General features: G+C 66.9%; 14 protein-coding genes. 8 read left to right on the top strand and 6 right to left on the bottom strand.

What is annotated here, in order from left to right; translation table 11 throughout:
- Positions 1-177 precede the first annotated feature (177 nt).
- From AC3IRM_RS00220 to AC3IRM_RS00185, 8 genes are all read left to right on the top strand, one after another.
- Positions 178-3,048 (top strand): M16 family metallopeptidase, encoded by a 2,871-nt coding sequence (locus AC3IRM_RS00220; RefSeq protein WP_489204335.1) that lies wholly within the window; start codon positions 178-180, stop codon positions 3,046-3,048.
- Positions 3,049-3,194: 146 nt separating this feature from the next.
- Positions 3,195-3,506: a DUF4156 domain-containing protein gene (locus tag AC3IRM_RS00215; RefSeq protein ID WP_310236724.1), complete on the top strand. Its 312-nt coding sequence runs from the start codon at positions 3,195-3,197 to the stop codon at positions 3,504-3,506.
- A gap of 121 nt (positions 3,507-3,627) precedes the next feature.
- Positions 3,628-4,941: a M20 family metallopeptidase gene (locus tag AC3IRM_RS00210; protein ID WP_489204334.1), complete on the top strand. Its 1,314-nt coding sequence runs from the start codon at positions 3,628-3,630 to the stop codon at positions 4,939-4,941.
- 16 nt (positions 4,942-4,957) lie between these two features.
- Positions 4,958-5,314 carry a hypothetical protein gene (locus tag AC3IRM_RS00205; RefSeq protein WP_489204333.1) on the top strand — a complete coding sequence of 119 codons (357 nt, stop codon included), beginning with the start codon at positions 4,958-4,960 and terminating at the stop codon, positions 5,312-5,314.
- Positions 5,315-5,503: 189 nt separating this feature from the next.
- Positions 5,504-6,337, top strand: a complete 834-nt coding sequence (queF, locus tag AC3IRM_RS00200; protein ID WP_489204332.1) for an NADPH-dependent 7-cyano-7-deazaguanine reductase QueF — start codon at positions 5,504-5,506, stop codon at positions 6,335-6,337.
- Between the two features lie 78 nt (positions 6,338-6,415).
- A complete protein-coding gene (locus AC3IRM_RS00195; RefSeq protein ID WP_489204331.1) occupies positions 6,416-6,613 on the top strand; it encodes a LysM peptidoglycan-binding domain-containing protein in 198 nt (65 codons plus the stop codon).
- Positions 6,614-6,638: 25 nt separating this feature from the next.
- On the top strand, positions 6,639-7,103 hold the full coding sequence (locus AC3IRM_RS00190) for a hypothetical protein (protein WP_489204330.1): 465 nt from the start codon (positions 6,639-6,641) through the stop codon (positions 7,101-7,103).
- Positions 7,104-7,373: 270 nt separating this feature from the next.
- Positions 7,374-9,605 (top strand): NADP-dependent isocitrate dehydrogenase, encoded by a 2,232-nt coding sequence (locus AC3IRM_RS00185; protein ID WP_489204329.1) that lies wholly within the window; start codon positions 7,374-7,376, stop codon positions 9,603-9,605.
- A 649-nt stretch (positions 9,606-10,254) separates the two neighbouring features.
- On the opposite strand, the gene AC3IRM_RS00180 is transcribed toward AC3IRM_RS00185, so the two are convergent.
- The 6 genes from AC3IRM_RS00180 to glnA all read right to left on the bottom strand — a co-directional run bounded on the left by AC3IRM_RS00180 (position 10,255) and on the right by glnA (position 15,448).
- Positions 10,255-11,010: an N-acetylmuramoyl-L-alanine amidase gene (locus AC3IRM_RS00180; RefSeq protein WP_489204328.1), complete on the bottom strand. Its 756-nt coding sequence runs from the start codon at positions 11,008-11,010 to the stop codon at positions 10,255-10,257.
- Between the two features lie 134 nt (positions 11,011-11,144).
- The gene (locus AC3IRM_RS00175; protein ID WP_489204327.1) at positions 11,145-12,521 is read right to left on the bottom strand and encodes an ammonium transporter; all 1,377 of its coding nucleotides are present in this window, start codon (positions 12,519-12,521) and stop codon (positions 11,145-11,147) included.
- A gap of 19 nt (positions 12,522-12,540) precedes the next feature.
- Positions 12,541-12,879: a P-II family nitrogen regulator gene (locus AC3IRM_RS00170; protein ID WP_310232406.1), complete on the bottom strand. Its 339-nt coding sequence runs from the start codon at positions 12,877-12,879 to the stop codon at positions 12,541-12,543.
- 26 nt (positions 12,880-12,905) lie between these two features.
- Positions 12,906-13,610: a TorF family putative porin gene (locus AC3IRM_RS00165; protein ID WP_489204326.1), complete on the bottom strand. Its 705-nt coding sequence runs from the start codon at positions 13,608-13,610 to the stop codon at positions 12,906-12,908.
- A 279-nt stretch (positions 13,611-13,889) separates the two neighbouring features.
- Positions 13,890-14,039, bottom strand: coding sequence for a hypothetical protein (locus tag AC3IRM_RS00160; RefSeq protein ID WP_489204325.1), 150 nt, complete (start codon positions 14,037-14,039; stop codon positions 13,890-13,892).
- The gene (gene glnA / locus AC3IRM_RS00155; RefSeq protein WP_489204324.1) at positions 14,039-15,448 is read right to left on the bottom strand and encodes a type I glutamate--ammonia ligase; all 1,410 of its coding nucleotides are present in this window, start codon (positions 15,446-15,448) and stop codon (positions 14,039-14,041) included. Before glnA ends, AC3IRM_RS00160 begins: the two co-directional genes overlap by 1 nt.
- Positions 15,449-15,512 lie beyond the last annotated feature (64 nt).

Raw genomic sequence — 15,512 nt, 5'->3', positions numbered from 1 at the left:
ATGCGTCAAACGCACCCTCATCCGCCCTCCGGTCACCTTCTACCCCGGTGGGTACGTCGTCCCAGAGGGAGAAGAACAAACGCAGCGCCCGACCCCCGACCATGACCTGCGGCCCGTGCCGAAGGCACTACGGCTGGCTACGATGCGAGTCCAACCGCCTCGACTCCAAGGACCGGCATGTCCGCTGACCGTCTTCGTACCGCCCCGTCCCGCCCGCGCGCGGCCCTGTTGGCGCTGGCCACCGGTCTGGCCCTGTCCGGTATTGCCGCCGCGCCGATGGCGTGGGCCGCGCCGCCTGCCGAAGCCGCCGGCGTCGACATTCCGTACGAGACCTTCACCCTGCCCAACGGCCTGCGCGTGGTGGTGCACACCGACCGCAAGGCGCCGATCGTCGCGGTCAACATCTGGTACCACGTGGGCAGCAAGGACGAGCCGGCCGGGCGCAGCGGTTTCGCGCACCTGTTCGAACATCTGATGTTCCAGGCCAGCGAGAATCATCCGGGCGAATTCTTCGACCCCTTCAAGCAGGTCGGCGTGACCGACCAGAACGGCACCACCAACACCGACCGCACGAACTACTTCCAGAACGTGCCGACCACCGCGCTCGACATGGCGCTGTGGATGGAGTCCGACCGCATGGGCCATCTGCTCGGCGCGGTCGACCAGGCCGCCCTCGACGAGCAGCGCGGCGTGGTCCAGAACGAGAAGCGCCAAGGCGAGAACCAGCCCTACGGCCAGGTCTGGGACAAGCTCACCCGCGCGCTGTACCCCAAGGGCCACCCCTACCACCACGGCGTCATCGGATCGATGAACGACCTCAACGCGGCCGCGCTCGACGACGTCAAGCAGTGGTTCCGCACCTGGTACGGCCCGAACAACGCGGTGCTGGTGCTGGCCGGCGACATCGACGTGGCCACCGCGCGCCGCAAGGTCGCGCAGTACTTCGGCGACATTCCGGCCGGCCCGACGATGGCGCAGCCCGCCGTCGACGTGGCCAAGCGCAGCGCCGATACCCGCGAAACGATGGAAGACCAGGTGCCGCAGGTGCGCATCTACCGCGCCTGGAACGTCGCCGAACTGGGCACGACCGACATCGATCACCTGCAGGTGCTGGGCAGTGTCCTCGGTGGCGCCAAGGCCTCGCGCCTCGATCGCCGTCTGCTGCACGACGACCGTCTGGTCGACAACATCAGCGCCGGCGCCTACGGCTCGCAGCTGGGCTCGAACTTCGTCGTGATGGCGACCGTCAAGCAGGGCGTGGACCCGGCGACGGTCGAGGCGGCGATCGACGAGGAACTCGAGCGCCTGATCACCGAAGGTCCGAGCGCCGAGGAACTCGAGCGCGCCAAGACCTCGTTCCGGGCCGGCTTCGTGCGCGGCATCGAGCGCATCGGCGGTTTCGGCGGCAAGGCCGACGCGCTGGCCGAATGCACGGTCTACGAAGGCGATCCGGGCTGTTTCCGCGACTCGCTCGCGAACGTTGCCGCCACCACCGTCGACGACGTCAAGGCCGCCGGTGCGAAGTGGCTCGATATCGGCAGCCACACCATCACCGTCGTGCCGGGTGCACGCACGCCGCTGGCCGAGGAACCCGCGGTGACACCCGCGCCGTTCACCCCGCCGGCGCCGGATGCGAAGTACACGACCACGCGCAGCCGCATCGACCGCAGCGCCGGCGTCCCGAAGACCTCATCGTTCCCGGAACTGAAGTTCCCCGAGCAACAGCGCGCGACGCTGTCCAACGGCACGCAAGTGATTCTGGCGCGGCGTCCGGAGATTCCGGTCGTGCAGCTGAGCTACGAGTTCAAGGGCGGCTACACGGCCGATCTGGACCGCACGCCGGGCACCGCCAGTTTCACGATGAACGTGCTCGACGAAGGCGCCGGCGGTCTGGGCGCGCTCGACTTCGCCGACCGTGTCGAAGCGCTGGGCGCGAGCCTCGGTGCAGGCGCGTCGCTCGACGGCAGCAATGCCTACGTCTCGGCGCTGAAGGAACACCTCGACCCGTCGCTGGCGCTGTTCGCCGACATGCTGCGCCGGCCGAACTTCGACCAGACCGAAATCGACCGCATCAAGGCCACGTGGATCGCTGGCATCGCGCAGGAGAAGGCGCGCCCGTCGAGCGTGGCGATGCGCGTGCTGCCGCCGCTGGTCTATGGCGAAGGCCATCCGTACGCGATTCCGTTCACCGGCAGCGGCAACGAAGACGCGATCGCGAAGCTCACGCGCGACGAGCTGGTCGCCTTCCACCGCGACTGGGTGCGTCCGGAAGGCGCGACACTGATCGTCGTCGGCGACACCACGCTGGACGAAATCGTGCCGATGCTGGAAACGCATTTCGGCGACTGGCGTGGCACCGGCCCGGCGCCCGCGGCCATCGAAGTCGCCGAGGTCGCACGTCCCAGCGCCGCGCGCGTGTTCCTGATCGACCAGCCCGGCGCGGTGCAGGCGAACATCTTCGCCGCGCAGGTGATTCCGCCGACCAACGATGCGTCCTCGACCCGTTTCGACATGGCCAATACCGTGATCGGTGGCGACTTCACCGCGCGTCTGAACATGAACCTGCGCGAGGACAAGCACTGGTCCTACGGCGCGCGCAGCTCGGCCAGCGGCACGCTGGGACAGCGTCCGTGGATGGCGTCGGCGCCGGTGCAGATCGACAAGACCGCAGAGGCGATGGCCGAGATCCAGCGCGAGCTGGCCGACTTCGCCGATGGCGCGCGGCCGGCGACCGCCGCCGAACTCGCCCGCGCCCAGGCGATCCAGACCCTGAGCCTGCCCGGTGCCTACGAGACCGCGTGGGCGGTGATGTCGACGATCGGCGGCAACGTGCGCTTCGGCCGTCCGGACGACTACGTGTTCCAGCGCAAGGCCGAGATCGAGTTGATGACGGTCCAGGATCTCGCCGGCGTGGCGACGACGATCGATCCCAAGGCGCTGACCTGGGTCATCGTCGGCGATCTCGAGCAGATCGAGGCGCCGATCCGCGCGCTCGACCTGGGCGAGGTGCAGGTGCTCGACGCGGACGGCAAGCCGGTCGCACGCTGAGACCCGTCCAATGTCCTGCTGCGCCTGCCAGCTGGTGCGCGCAGCGGATTTGAACGGGTTCCGCGGGCGGTGATCGCCCGCTCAGCCGATGCCCGCCACAATGGCGGGCATCGCGTCCCACCCCATCAATTCCCGGAGCATTCCGAATGCGCAAGTCCCTGGCTGTGATGCTGCTGTCCCTGTCCGCCGTCGGTTGCACCTGGGTGCACATGGCGCCGGGCGCGAGCGCGGTGCGCGTGACGAGTGCGGCCCCGGCCGACTGCCAGAAGCGTGGCGAGGTCGAAGTCTCGGTCAAGCACAGCATCGCGTTCGTCGAACGCAACCAGCTGCGCGTGCGCGAGGAGCTGGAAACGCTCGCGCGCAACGAAGCACCCGGGCTCAACGCCGACACGATCAGCCCGCTGGGCGAGCCGGCCGGCGGCAGCCAGCGTTTCGGCGCCTGGCAGTGCGGACGCTGATCGCGCACGTCGCGATCGAATGAGTCCTGATCTGGAAGCGCGCGCAAGCGCGCTTTCTGCATTGCGCCTGCGGGCCCGCTGATCCACTAGCATCGACCGGTCACCCGTCGAGGATCCGCCGATGCATCGTCTCGCCACCGCCCTGCTCTGCGCCTGCACCGCCCTGCCCGTCGTCTCGCATGCACAGGACGCACAACGCCCCGAAGTCGCCAGCGCCGCGACCGCGCTGCAGGCCAGGGTCGTCGACTGGCGTCGCGACATCCACCAGCATCCCGAACTCGGCAACCGCGAGACGCGCACCGCGGCCAAGGTCGCCGAGCACCTGCGCAGCCTCGGCCTTGAACCCAAGACCGGCATCGCGCACACCGGCGTGACCGCCGTGCTCAAGGGCGGCCGCCCCGGCCCGAAGATCGCGCTGCGCGCCGACATGGACGCGTTGCCCGTCACCGAGCAGACCGGCCTGCCCTTCGCGTCCACCGCGACCACGACCTACCGCGGCGAACCGACCGGCGTCATGCACGCCTGCGGCCATGACGCGCACGTCGCGATCCTGATGGGCGTGGCCGAAGCGCTGGTCGGCATGCGCGAGCAGCTCGCCGGCGAAGTGCTGTTCGTGTTCCAGCCCGCCGAGGAAGGCCCGCCGGATAACGAGGACGGCGGCGCGTCGATGATGCTGGCAGAAGGGATTTTCCGCGACTTCAAGCCGGACGCGATCATCGGACTGCATGTGTTCTCGACGCTGCAGGCCGGCCAGCTCGGCGTGCGCGGTGGACCGCTGATGGCCGCCTCGGACCGTTTCAACATCAAGGTCATCGGCCGGCAGACGCACGGCTCGCGGCCATGGGGCGGTATCGATCCGATCGTCGCCGCGGCCGACCTGATCGGCACCGCGCAGACCATCGTCAGCCGTCGCACCGATATTTCGGATCTGCCGGCGGTCGTGAGCTTCGGCGCGATCAAGGGCGGCATCCGCTACAACATCATTCCTGACAGCGTGGAGCTGGTCGGTACGATCCGCACCTTCGACGAAGACGTGCGCAGCGACATCTTCGCCGACCTCAAGAACGTCGCCGAACACGTCGCCGCCGCGCATGGCGCCACCGTCGAGGCGCACGTGCCCGACTCCACCGGCAACCCGGTCACCGTCAACGACCCCGCCCTGACCGCCCGCCTGCTGCCGAGCCTGCAGGCCGTCGCCGGCGCGGAGAACGTCGTCGAAACCCCGCTCAACATGGGCGCGGAGGATTTCGCGTACTACGCAAAGGAAGTTCCGGCGATGTTCTTCTTCGTCGGCGCGACGGCGGCGGGCAAGGACCCGGCGACTGCGCCGAGCAACCATTCGCCGCAGTTCGATCTCGACGAGTCCGCGCTGGATCTGGGGCTGCGGGCGATGCTGCAGGTGACACTCGATTATCTGGATGCGCCCGCCTCGTGAACCTGGAAACCTCGCCGTGCGCGCAGTCCTGCTGAGTACATTCCTCCTCCTGATTGCGACGCCCACGTTCGCTGCAGATCGCTGGCACGTTCAAGCCACCCTGCTTCACGACGACACCGTCTTCGCCCGTCCTGCACTCGTGGTCCGAAGCGGCGAGGCGGGTGTCGTCGAGGTATCGGGCGAGGATGGCTACCGACTCGAACTGTCCATCACCGAAGCGCCGGAAGGCGCTGTGCGTATCGCGGCTGTGCTGCAGTCGACCCACGGCGATGCGGCGCCGGTGCTGGTGGTCACGCCCGGAGAGCCGGCGGATGTGCGCATCGGTCCATTGGGCATCGGCATCGTGGTCGTACCGGACGCACCGGCGGGCTGATCAACGCAATTGCAGCGGATGCGCGTAGAGCCTGTCTTGAGAGCCAAGCCGATGGGGTGTGCGACAAGAGCCGGGCGCATGCGTTGGAGCGCGGTTGCATCGACCGACGCGTGGCGACGCTCCAGCGTCCCGATGCCCTGACGGCGCCCCACGCAACGCCCGTCATCCCCCCGGCGCTAAAATCCCCGCATGTCCCCCCGAACCCCCATCGCGGCCGCGCCGCCCATTCCGCTCGGCCGCGAGGTCGCCTATCCGCGTCATTACGATCCCGGCCTGCTGTTTCCGATCGCGCGCACGCTCGGTCGCGCCGAGATCGGCATCGGCGCGGCGCTGCCCTTCATCGGCCACGACCGCTGGCACGCCTACGAATTGAGCTGGCTCGACGCGCGCGGCAAGCCGGTCGTGGCGACGGCGACGATCACCGTGCCGGGCGATTCGCCGCATCTGGTCGAGTCGAAATCGCTGAAGCTCTACCTCAACTCGCTCAACCACACGCGCTTCGACACTGCCGACGCCGTGCGCGTGCGCGTCATCGACGACCTGTCGCAGTCCGCCGGTGCGCGCGTCGATGTCGCGTTCGGTCTGCCGACCATGGCCGATGTCGCGCAAGACGGCGCATCGATCGACGCCCTCGATGTCGAGATCGCCAGCTATGGCCCGCCGGATGCGTCGCTGCTCGCCGCGGATGCCAGCGAAGTCGTCGAAGAGCACCTGACCTCAGCACTGCTGAAATCGAACTGCCCGGTCACCGGTCAGCCCGACTGGGCCAGCCTGCACATCGTCTATCGCGGGCCGCGTATCGATCGCGCGGCGCTGCTGCGGTATCTGGTGTCGTTCCGCGATCACGCCGAGTTCCACGAGCAGTGCGTCGAACGCGTGTTCGTTGACCTGCTGGCGCGCTGCCGGCCGGAGACGCTGTCGGTTGAAGCGCGCTACACGCGGCGCGGCGGGCTGGACATCAATCCGTGGCGCGCCACGCCCGGCCATGCGATGCCCGCGCGTCTGCGCGACGAACGGCAGTGATCGAGCGCACGCGCCGCGCGATGGATTCTTAACGCGCGGCGTGGGAGCCTGCCCCGTCGCTTTCACGCAAGTCCGGCCATGACGTCTTCCCGCATTTTCGACGAGCACCCGATGCGCACCTATGTCGTGCGCAAGGGCGACACGCTGTCCGGGATCGCCGAATCCGAGCTCGGCGCCCAGGATCGCTGGCGCGAACTCTTCGACGCCAACCGCGACGTGCTCGACGATCCCGACGCCCTCCACGCCGGCCAGGTGCTGCAGCTGCCGGCCGCGTGACCGATTCCCGACCCCAGGAGTTTCCATGACCCGACCCGTCGTTCTGACCCTGGCTACCGCGCTCGGCGGCGTGCTGCTGCTCGCCGGCTGCAACCGCGATGCGCCCACCACAGCGCCGCCGCCTGCACCCACTGCGCCCGAACCGCCGCCGGCACCTACGCCGCCTGCACCGGCCACAGTCACCAGCGTCGAGCTCGGCAACGCCGTCGACGACCAGAACCGCGTGTCGACGCCGGCTTCGGAGTTCGCGACCACCGACACCATCTATGCGTCGGTCGGCACCGAGGGCGAAAGCGCGGCCAAGCTCGCCGCGCGCTGGACGTTCGGCGAGGGCCAGCTGGTCCGCAACACCGAGGCCGATGTCGCCGCCGGCCCGCAGGTCATCGCCTTCGACATCCATCACCCCGAAGGCTGGCCGGTCGGCACTTACAAGCTGGAAATCTCGCTCGACGGCACGGTGGTGGAGACGCGCGAGTTCTCAGTGAAGTAAGCCGCAGCGCGGGCACTTCGAACACGAACGCGGCTCCGGCCGCGTTTTTTTTAATGGCGGATCGACACGCGCACCATGCTGTCCCGTATGTCTACACGCGGGCGGGCGCCTTCCGCGACCTGCGTAAACGCGCGACAATCGAGGGGCTGTGTCGTCCGCACGCACCGACCCTCGCCGGTCTCCACGCGGACCCGCCGGCACGCGCGGCCACTGGATGCCGCGACGCGCGCCAGCCACGCATTCCCCCCGCTTCCAGACGAGACACGCCGCATGTCCGATACGCCGAAGATCCTCTACACGCTCACCGACGAAGCCCCGTACCTGGCGACGCAGTCGCTGCTGCCGATCGTCGAGGCATTCACCAAACCGGCGGGCATCGCGGTCGAAACGCGCGACATCTCGCTGGCCGGCCGCATCCTGGCGCAGTTTCCGGAACTGTTGACCGACGCGCAGCAGATCGGTGACCACCTCGCCGAACTCGGCCAGCTGGCGACCACGCCCGAAGCCAACATCATCAAGCTGCCGAACATCAGCGCCTCGGTGCCCCAGCTGAAAGCCGCGATCAAGGAACTGCAGGGCCAGGGTTTCGCGTTGCCGGATTACCCGGACGTGCCGAAGACCGATGAAGAGACCGACATCAAGGCGCGCTTCGACCGCACCAAGGGCAGCGCGGTGAACCCGGTGCTGCGCGAAGGCAATTCCGATCGCCGCGCACCGAAGTCGGTGAAGGCGTTCGCGCGCAAGCATCCGCACCGCATGGGCAAGTGGTCGTCCGATTCGAAGTCGCACGTCGCGCACATGAGTGAGGGTGATTTCTACGGCAGCGAACGCTCCGCAACGCTTGAGAAAGCCGGCGCGCTGAAGATCGAACTCGTCGGCAGCGACGGCGCGACGACCGTGCTCAAGGACGCGGTGAAGGTGCAGGCGGGCGAGATCGTCGATGCCGCGGTGATGTCGCGCAAGGCGCTGTCGAATTTCATCGAAGCGCAGATCGAAGACGCGAAGGCCAAGGGCGTGCTGTTCTCGCTGCACCTCAAGGCGACGATGATGAAGGTCTCCGACCCGATCATGTTCGGCATCGTGGTGCAAGCGTTCTACCACGACGTACTGGACAAGCATGCCGACGCGCTGAAGCAGGTCGGCTTCGATGCCAACAACGGCATCGGCGATCTGTACGCGCGCATCCAGACCCTGCCGCAGGACCAGCAGGACGCGATCCGCGCCGACATCGACGCGCTCTACGCCACGCGCCCCGCGCTTGCGATGGTCAATTCCGACAAGGGGATCACCAACCTGCACGTGCCGTCCGACGTCATCGTCGACGCCTCGATGCCGGCGATGATCCGCGACTCGGGCGGCATGTGGAACGCCGAAGGCAAGCTGCAGGATGCCAAGGCCGTGATTCCGGATCGCTGCTACGCCGACGTGTTCCAGGCGGTCATCGACGACTGCAAGACGCACGGCGCGCTCGATCCGACGACGATGGGCTCGGTGCCCAACGTCGGCCTGATGGCGCAGAAGGCCGAGGAATACGGCAGCCACGACAAGACCTTCCAGATCCCCGGCGACGGCACCGTGCGCGTCACCGACGGCGACGGCAACGTGGTGTTCGAGCAGGCCGTCGAGAGCGGCGACATCTGGCGCATGTGCCAGACCAAGGACGCGCCGATCCAGGACTGGGTGAAGCTCGCCGTGAACCGCGCGCGCCTGTCGGAGACGCCGGCGGTGTTCTGGCTCGACAAGAGCCGCGCGCACGACGCGCAGGTGATCGCCAAGGTCGAGACCTACCTCAAGGACCACGACACCGCCGGTCTCGACCTGCGCGTGCTGCCGCCGGTCGAGGCGACGACGTTCTCGCTCGAGCGCATCCGCAAGGGTGAAGACACGATCTCGGTCACCGGCAACGTGCTGCGCGACTACCTGACCGACCTGTTCCCGATCATGGAACTGGGCACCAGCGCCAAGATGCTGTCGATCGTGCCGCTGATGGCCGGCGGCGGCCTGTTCGAAACCGGCGCCGGCGGCAGCGCGCCCAAGCATGTGCAGCAGTTCGTCGAAGAGAACTACCTGCGCTGGGATTCGCTCGGCGAGTTCCTGGCGCTGGCCGCGTCGCTCGAACACCTCGGCAACGCCTACGACAACCCGAAGGCCAAGGTGCTGGCCGCCGCGCTCGATGTCGCCAACGGCCGCATCCTCGACGAAAACCGCTCACCGGCGCGCAAGGTCGGCGAACTCGACAACCGTGGCAGCCACTTCTACCTCGCCCAGTACTGGGCGCAGGCCCTGGCCGACCAGAACGACGATGCCGAACTGAAGGCCACGTTCGCACCGGTCGCCAAGGCGCTGACCGATGGCGAGGCGGCGATCCTGTCGGAGCTCAACGGTGCGCAGGGCAAGCCGGTCGAGATCGGTGGTTACTACCATCCGGATCTGGCCAAGGTCATTGAGGCGATGCGGCCGAGCCGGACGCTCAACGCGGCGATCGATTCGCTCAAGCAGTAACGTTCGTTTCAGTGTGTGATCGACAGGCCCGCTTCGGCGGGCCTGTTGCGTTGTGGGCGTCTCTTTGCGTTGGCTTTAGCGTCGACGTTGCCGTTGCCGTTGCCGTTGCCGTTGCCGTTGCCGCGGATCTTTCCTGACGGCGCTCCAAACCTACGTACCCGGAGGGCGCCGCACATGGATGTGCGGCGTTTTCCGACCGAGGCAGGATGCCGAGTCGGAAAATCCCTGTGCACAACAAGTCGCAGGCTTCGGACGTGTCGGGGAGACGTTTTTCTTTGGTTCCGTTTCTTTTGGCGTCCACCAAAAGAAATGAACTCGGCCGCGTCAGCGGACGAAAGCCTTTGATCTACGCCTGTGCGTTTGCCTACGGCAGGAGAAGCAACGTCAAACGCTTCCACTCGCCGTGCGGCGAGCGGGTTCATTTCTTTTGCTGGCCCAAAAGAAACGGAACCAAAGAAAAGGGCCAGCCCCGACGGAGCTCACCCGGCGTGTCACTCGTTCCGGGATTTTCCGACTCGCCATCCTGGCTCGGTCGGAAAACGGCAGGCATCCATGCCCGCCGCCCTACGGGTCTGCGATCATCTGTGCGGCATCGAGACTTGGGAAGAGCAAAGCAGCTGCAGCTGCAACTGCAACTGCAACTGCAAAGCTATGGCTGCGCCGCAGCATCAGCCGGAATCGTCCACCCCTGCACCAGCGCATGGAGGATCCGCCGATCCTCCGCATCCAGCGGCCCGTCGGCCAGCGCGCGGAACCGCAAGCGGAACGCCCGCGATGTCGCGTCGAGATCGTCGACCGGATACCCCACCGTGCGCAGGGCCTGCACCACGTCGAAGTCCGCCGGCGCCGGCGGCGTGTCGTCGCGCGGCCAGATGCCGTAGCCGTGCTGCGCGAGACGCTTCCACGGGAAATGCACGCCCGGATCGACCTTGCGGCCTGGCGCGAGGTCGGAGTGGCCGATGAAGTTCTCGGCCGGGATGCGCCAGCGCGTCTTCAGATCGCCCAGCAACACCAGCAGGCTGTCGACCAGCGGCTCGGTGAACGGCACGCGGCCGTTGTTGTCGAGTTCGATGCCGATCGAAGCGGAGTTCACGTCAGACACCGCGCCCCAGCTGCCAGCGCCTGCATGCCACGCGCGGTCGAGATCGGACACGAGTTGATAGCGCTCGCCGTTCTGGCCGATCAGGTAATGCGAACTCACGCGGCCGCCGCTGTTGGAAGTACGCAGGGTGTCGAGGCTGCGCTGCACTGAATCCTGTTCGGTGTAGTGCAGCACGACGAGCACCGGTCGACGCGCATCATGATTGGTCGACGGCACCCAGGTGGCGAGCGGATTGCGCGGCGCGTGGTGGGCGCAGGCGGAGAGCAGCAGGGCGGCGAGCGCGGCCAGCATAAATTTCGACATGCCCGCATTGCACCGCGCCGCGCCGGGCGGTGCAACCCGCGCAAAAAAAGCGGGCGCCGGCCTTCCCCGCCGTCGCCCGCTGGCCCCGCTTGCATTGCCGGCGTCCGCGCGGCTGCGCGGACGCCGGGTGACGCTTACTTCTCGTAGGCCGATTCGCCGTGCGAGACGATGTCCAGACCCTCGCGCTCCTCGTCCTCGGTCACGCGCAGACCGACGACGAGCTTGACGATCAGCATCACCACCGCGGTCACGACCGCGCACCAGAGCACGGTGAACGCGACGCTGATGAACTGCACCCAGACCTGCGCGCCGATCGCGAGATCGACTTCGGTGCCGCCCAGCGACTGCGCGCTGAAGACACCCGTCAGCAGCGCGCCGACGATGCCGCCGATGCCGTGCACGCCGAACACGTCGAGGCTGTCGTCGGCGCGCAGCAGGCGCTTGAGACCGGTGACGCCCCACACGCACAACGCGCCCGCGGCCAGACCGATCACCACGGCGCCCATCGGGCCCACGGTGCCGGCCGCCGGGGTGATGCCGACCAGCCCCGCGATCGCGCCCGAAGCCGCGCCCAGTGCCGACGGACGGCCCTTGGTGAAGGCTTCGACGATGCTCCAGGCGACCACGCCGGCCGATGTCGCGACCATGGTGTTGAGCATGGCCAGCGACGCGCTGGCATCGGCGGCGAGCGCCGAGCCCGCATTGAAGCCGAACCAGCCCACCCACAGCAGCGATGCACCGATAAAGGTGAAGGGCACGCTGTGCGGCTTGATCGCTTCCTTGCCGTAGCCCAGGCGCTTGCCGAGGAAGTACGCGCCCACCAGACCGGCGACGCCGGCATTGATGTGCACCACCGTGCCGCCGGCGAAATCGATCACGCCCTTGTGCGCGAGGAAGCCCGCTTCACCACTCCACACCATGTGCACCATCGGCAGGTAGGCGAACGTCACCCACAGGATGGAGAACAGCAGCACCGCCGAGAACTTGATGCGCTCGGCAAACGAGCCGACAACCAGCGCCGTGGTGATGCCGGCGAACGTCGACTGGAACACGATGAACAGGAATTCCGGCAGACCACCGGCATCCGTCTCCGCGGTGATGCCGCGCAGGAAAGCCTTCTCGGTGAACGAACCGAAGAACGCATTGCCTTCGGTGAACGCTGCGCTGTAGCCGTAGGCCACCCACAGGATGATCACCACCGAGAACACCACCAGCACCTGCATGATCACCGACAGCACGTTCTTCGAGCGCACCATGCCGCCGTAGAACAGGGCGAGGCCCGGCACCACCATCAGCAGCACCAAGAGTGTCGAGGTGAGCATCCACGCGACGTTGCCGCTGTCGAAGGTCACGGCTTCCGCCGTTTCAACCACCGCCGCTGCGGTCTCGGCCGCCGGCAGATCCTGCGCGAACGCGCCGCCTGCCATACCGAACAGCGCGCACACACACACCAGCATCAGGCACAGCGCCTGCATCCGGGTCTTCCACCCGCGGAACTCGATCTTTTTCATGTCAGACATCTCCGTGGGGTCAGAGCGCGTCGGCGCCGATTTCGCCGGTGCGGATACGCAGGGCCTGTTCCAGAGCGAGTACGAACACCTTGCCGTCTCCGACCTTACCGGTGCCCGCCGCCTGGGTGATCGCCTCGATCGCCGCCTCGTACACGTCGTCGCTGACCGCGCATTCGATCTTCAGCTTGGGCAGGAAATCGACGACATACTCGGCGCCGCGATAGAGCTCGGTGTGGCCTTTCTGTCGACCGAAGCCCTTGACCTCGGTGACGGTCAGGCCGGTGACACCGGCCTCGCCGAGCGCCTCGCGGACCTCGTCGAGCTTGAACGGGCGGATGATCGCGATGATCAGTTTCATATGGGTCTCCAGGTGCACGCGCCGTGTCAGAACGACTTGGTGACGGCGAGGGTGATGGTGTCGTCGGGACCGATCAGGTCGTTGTCGTTGAAGGCCAGGGCGATGTCGAAGCCGTTGTCGAACGACTTGCCCACACCCGCCGACCAGAACGCATACGTCGCAGTGCCCGCCGTGCCGGCCACCCACTGCTTGCCCACGGCGCCGTTGAGCGTCCAGCTGGGTGCGAACTCCCAGCCGACGGCGACGTCGAGATTGCTGCTGCCGTCGGAGTCGGGAATGCCGAACAGATCGGTGACGGCGTAGGAGTACTTCGCGCTGAGGATGTTCCAGCTCACACCGGCATAGAGCTCGGTGGTGTCGGCCTTGTTGAAGCCCGCGGGATAGCTGCCCGGATACCAGTAGTACACGGCGCCGACGTCATAACCGAAGCCGCTGTCGCCGAAATCGCCACGGAAGCCGAAGTAGCCGTCGAGCTCGAGCTGGCTGGAGATGTCGGGATCGGAATCGGACAGCCAGCTGATGCTGCTGCCCCAGGCGCCGGCATAGAAACCGCTGTCGTGCGCCCACTCGACACCGCCCTGCAGGGCAGGCTTCTCGTCGGTCTGGGTGATGCCGCGGAACAGGTAATCGCTGGTCAGCGTGATCGAGCCGGAGACTTCCGCGTGCGCGGCACCGGCGGACAGCAGACCCGCGCACAGCAGTGTGGCGAGTGCGTTCTTGCGTGACGACATGACAGGCTCCTCAAATGAATGGAAAGCCCTCCCCGGTCAGTGCGTACTGCGTCTGTTGTTGTTCTTGTCGCAGGCGGAACGTTCGACGCCGGCGCCCCCTGGCTGCCGTCGCCACGACCGACGCTCTATGGCGTCTGAGCGGCCGCTCTCCGATCCATCGGTTGAATTCCGGACTCCGTATGCCCGTCGGCAGTGCCGCCCACCGTGGGGGAGGGCGCCGCCGCCGTCGGGCGGTGAAACGCAACGGGGCCGGCCAATGGCCGACCCCGCGCTGGTGCGTCAGATCGCGTAGTACATCTGGTATTCGAGCGGGTGAGACGGGCACGCCTGCGCGGCACTGCCGCGCGTGCCCGACGAACGCCCGGCGCGCTGCGACGGGCCGGACAGCCGCCCCGCCGACACCACGACAATGACGTTCCGGATATGCATCAGATCGCGTAGTACATCTGGTATTCGAGCGGATGCGTCGCGCCGCGGAACGCGGTGACTTCCTTCATCTTCAGCGCGATGTAGGCATCGATGAAGTCGTCGGAGAACACGCCGCCGGCCTTGAGGAAGTCGCGGTCCTTGTCGAGCGCGTCGAGTGCCTGGTCCAGCGAGTGGCACACGGTCGGGAAGTTCTTCTCTTCCTCGGGCGGCAGGTCGTAGAGATCCTTGTCGCTCGGGCCGCCCGGATCGATCTGGTTCTTGATGCCGTCCAGACCCGCCATCATCAGCGCGGCGAAGGTCAGGTAGCCGGACTGCATCGGATCGGGGAAGCGCATTTCGATGCGGCGCGCCTTCGGGTTGGCGACGTACGGAATACGGCACGAGGCCGACCGGTTCGACGCAGAGTAGGCCAGCATCACCGGCGCTTCGAAGCCCGGCACCAGACGCTTGTAGGAGTTGGTCGACGCGTTGGAGAACGCGTTGATCGCGCGGGCGTGCTTGAAGATGCCGCCGATGTACCACAGCGCCGTCTGGCTCAGGCCGCCGTAGCCGTCACCGGTGAACAGGTTGGTGCCGCCCTTGGCCAGGCTCTGGTGCACGTGCATGCCGCTGCCGTTGTCGCCGACGATCGGCTTGGGCATGAAGGTTGCGGTCTTGCCGTTGCGGAACGCGACGTTCTTGATGATGTACTTCATCGTCTGCAGCTCGTCGGCCTTCTTGACCAGCGAGTTGAAGCGGGTGCCGATCTCGCACTGGCCGGCGTTCGCGACTTCGTGGTGGTGCACTTCGACCTCGATGCCGACCTGTTCCAGCGTCTTGCACATCTCGGCGCGGATGTCGTGAAGCGAATCGAGCGGCGCGACCGGGAAATAGCCGCCCTTGATGCCGGGACGGTAGCCGCTGTTGCCGCCTTCGTATTCCCTGGACGAACTCCAGTGCGCTTCTTCGGATTCGATATGGAAGAAGGTATGGCCCATCTCGTTCGCGTAGCGCACCGAATCGAAGATGAAGAATTCGGGCTCGGGGCCGAAGAACGCCTGGTCGGCGATGCCGCTGGATTTCAGGAACGCCTCGGCCTGCTTGGCGATGCCGCGCGGGTCGCGCTCGTACGACTGCATCGTCGTCGGGTCGAGGATGTCGCAGGTGATGACCAGCGTCGGATCGGCGGTGAACGGATCGACGAACGCGGTGGACGCGTCGGGCAGCAGCACCATGTCGGAATTCTGGATGCCCTTCCAGCCGCTGATCGACGAGCCGTCGAACATCTTGCCGTCCTCGAACAGGCCGGGTTCGATGATCGACTTCGGGAACGTGACGTGATGCTGCACGCCACGCATATCAGTGAACCGCAGATCGATGAACTCGATCTTGTGGTCCTTGATCAGCTTTTCGAGATTGTCTGTGGACATGAAGCGACTGCCTTGCGTGTTGATTGTGTCCCTGACTTACGCAATCGCCGTGCCAAACACCTGC

It is taken from the genome of Luteimonas sp. KH_071 (genome assembly GCF_057838005.1).
This window is presented reverse-complemented; position numbering and strand designations above follow the sequence as displayed.

What these genes read in the sequence shown, in the direction of transcription:
- AC3IRM_RS00220 (WP_489204335.1), top strand. Translation starts at nt 178, where the DNA reads ATGTCCGCTGACCGTCTTCGTACCGCCCCGTCCCGCCCGCGCGCGGCC.
- AC3IRM_RS00215 (WP_310236724.1), top strand. Translation starts at nt 3,195, where the DNA reads ATGCGCAAGTCCCTGGCTGTGATGCTGCTGTCCCTGTCCGCCGTCGGT.
- AC3IRM_RS00210 (WP_489204334.1), top strand. Translation starts at nt 3,628, where the DNA reads ATGCATCGTCTCGCCACCGCCCTGCTCTGCGCCTGCACCGCCCTGCCC.
- queF (WP_489204332.1), top strand. Translation starts at nt 5,504, where the DNA reads ATGTCCCCCCGAACCCCCATCGCGGCCGCGCCGCCCATTCCGCTCGGC.
- AC3IRM_RS00195 (WP_489204331.1), top strand. Translation starts at nt 6,416, where the DNA reads ATGACGTCTTCCCGCATTTTCGACGAGCACCCGATGCGCACCTATGTC.
- AC3IRM_RS00190 (WP_489204330.1), top strand. Translation starts at nt 6,639, where the DNA reads ATGACCCGACCCGTCGTTCTGACCCTGGCTACCGCGCTCGGCGGCGTG.
- AC3IRM_RS00185 (WP_489204329.1), top strand. Translation starts at nt 7,374, where the DNA reads ATGTCCGATACGCCGAAGATCCTCTACACGCTCACCGACGAAGCCCCG.
- AC3IRM_RS00180 (WP_489204328.1), bottom strand. Translation starts at nt 11,010, where the DNA reads ATGTCGAAATTTATGCTGGCCGCGCTCGCCGCCCTGCTGCTCTCCGCC.
- AC3IRM_RS00175 (WP_489204327.1), bottom strand. Translation starts at nt 12,521, where the DNA reads ATGAAAAAGATCGAGTTCCGCGGGTGGAAGACCCGGATGCAGGCGCTG.
- AC3IRM_RS00170 (WP_310232406.1), bottom strand. Translation starts at nt 12,879, where the DNA reads ATGAAACTGATCATCGCGATCATCCGCCCGTTCAAGCTCGACGAGGTC.
- AC3IRM_RS00165 (WP_489204326.1), bottom strand. Translation starts at nt 13,610, where the DNA reads ATGTCGTCACGCAAGAACGCACTCGCCACACTGCTGTGCGCGGGTCTG.
- AC3IRM_RS00160 (WP_489204325.1), bottom strand. Translation starts at nt 14,039, where the DNA reads ATGCATATCCGGAACGTCATTGTCGTGGTGTCGGCGGGGCGGCTGTCC.
- glnA (WP_489204324.1), bottom strand. Translation starts at nt 15,448, where the DNA reads ATGTCCACAGACAATCTCGAAAAGCTGATCAAGGACCACAAGATCGAG.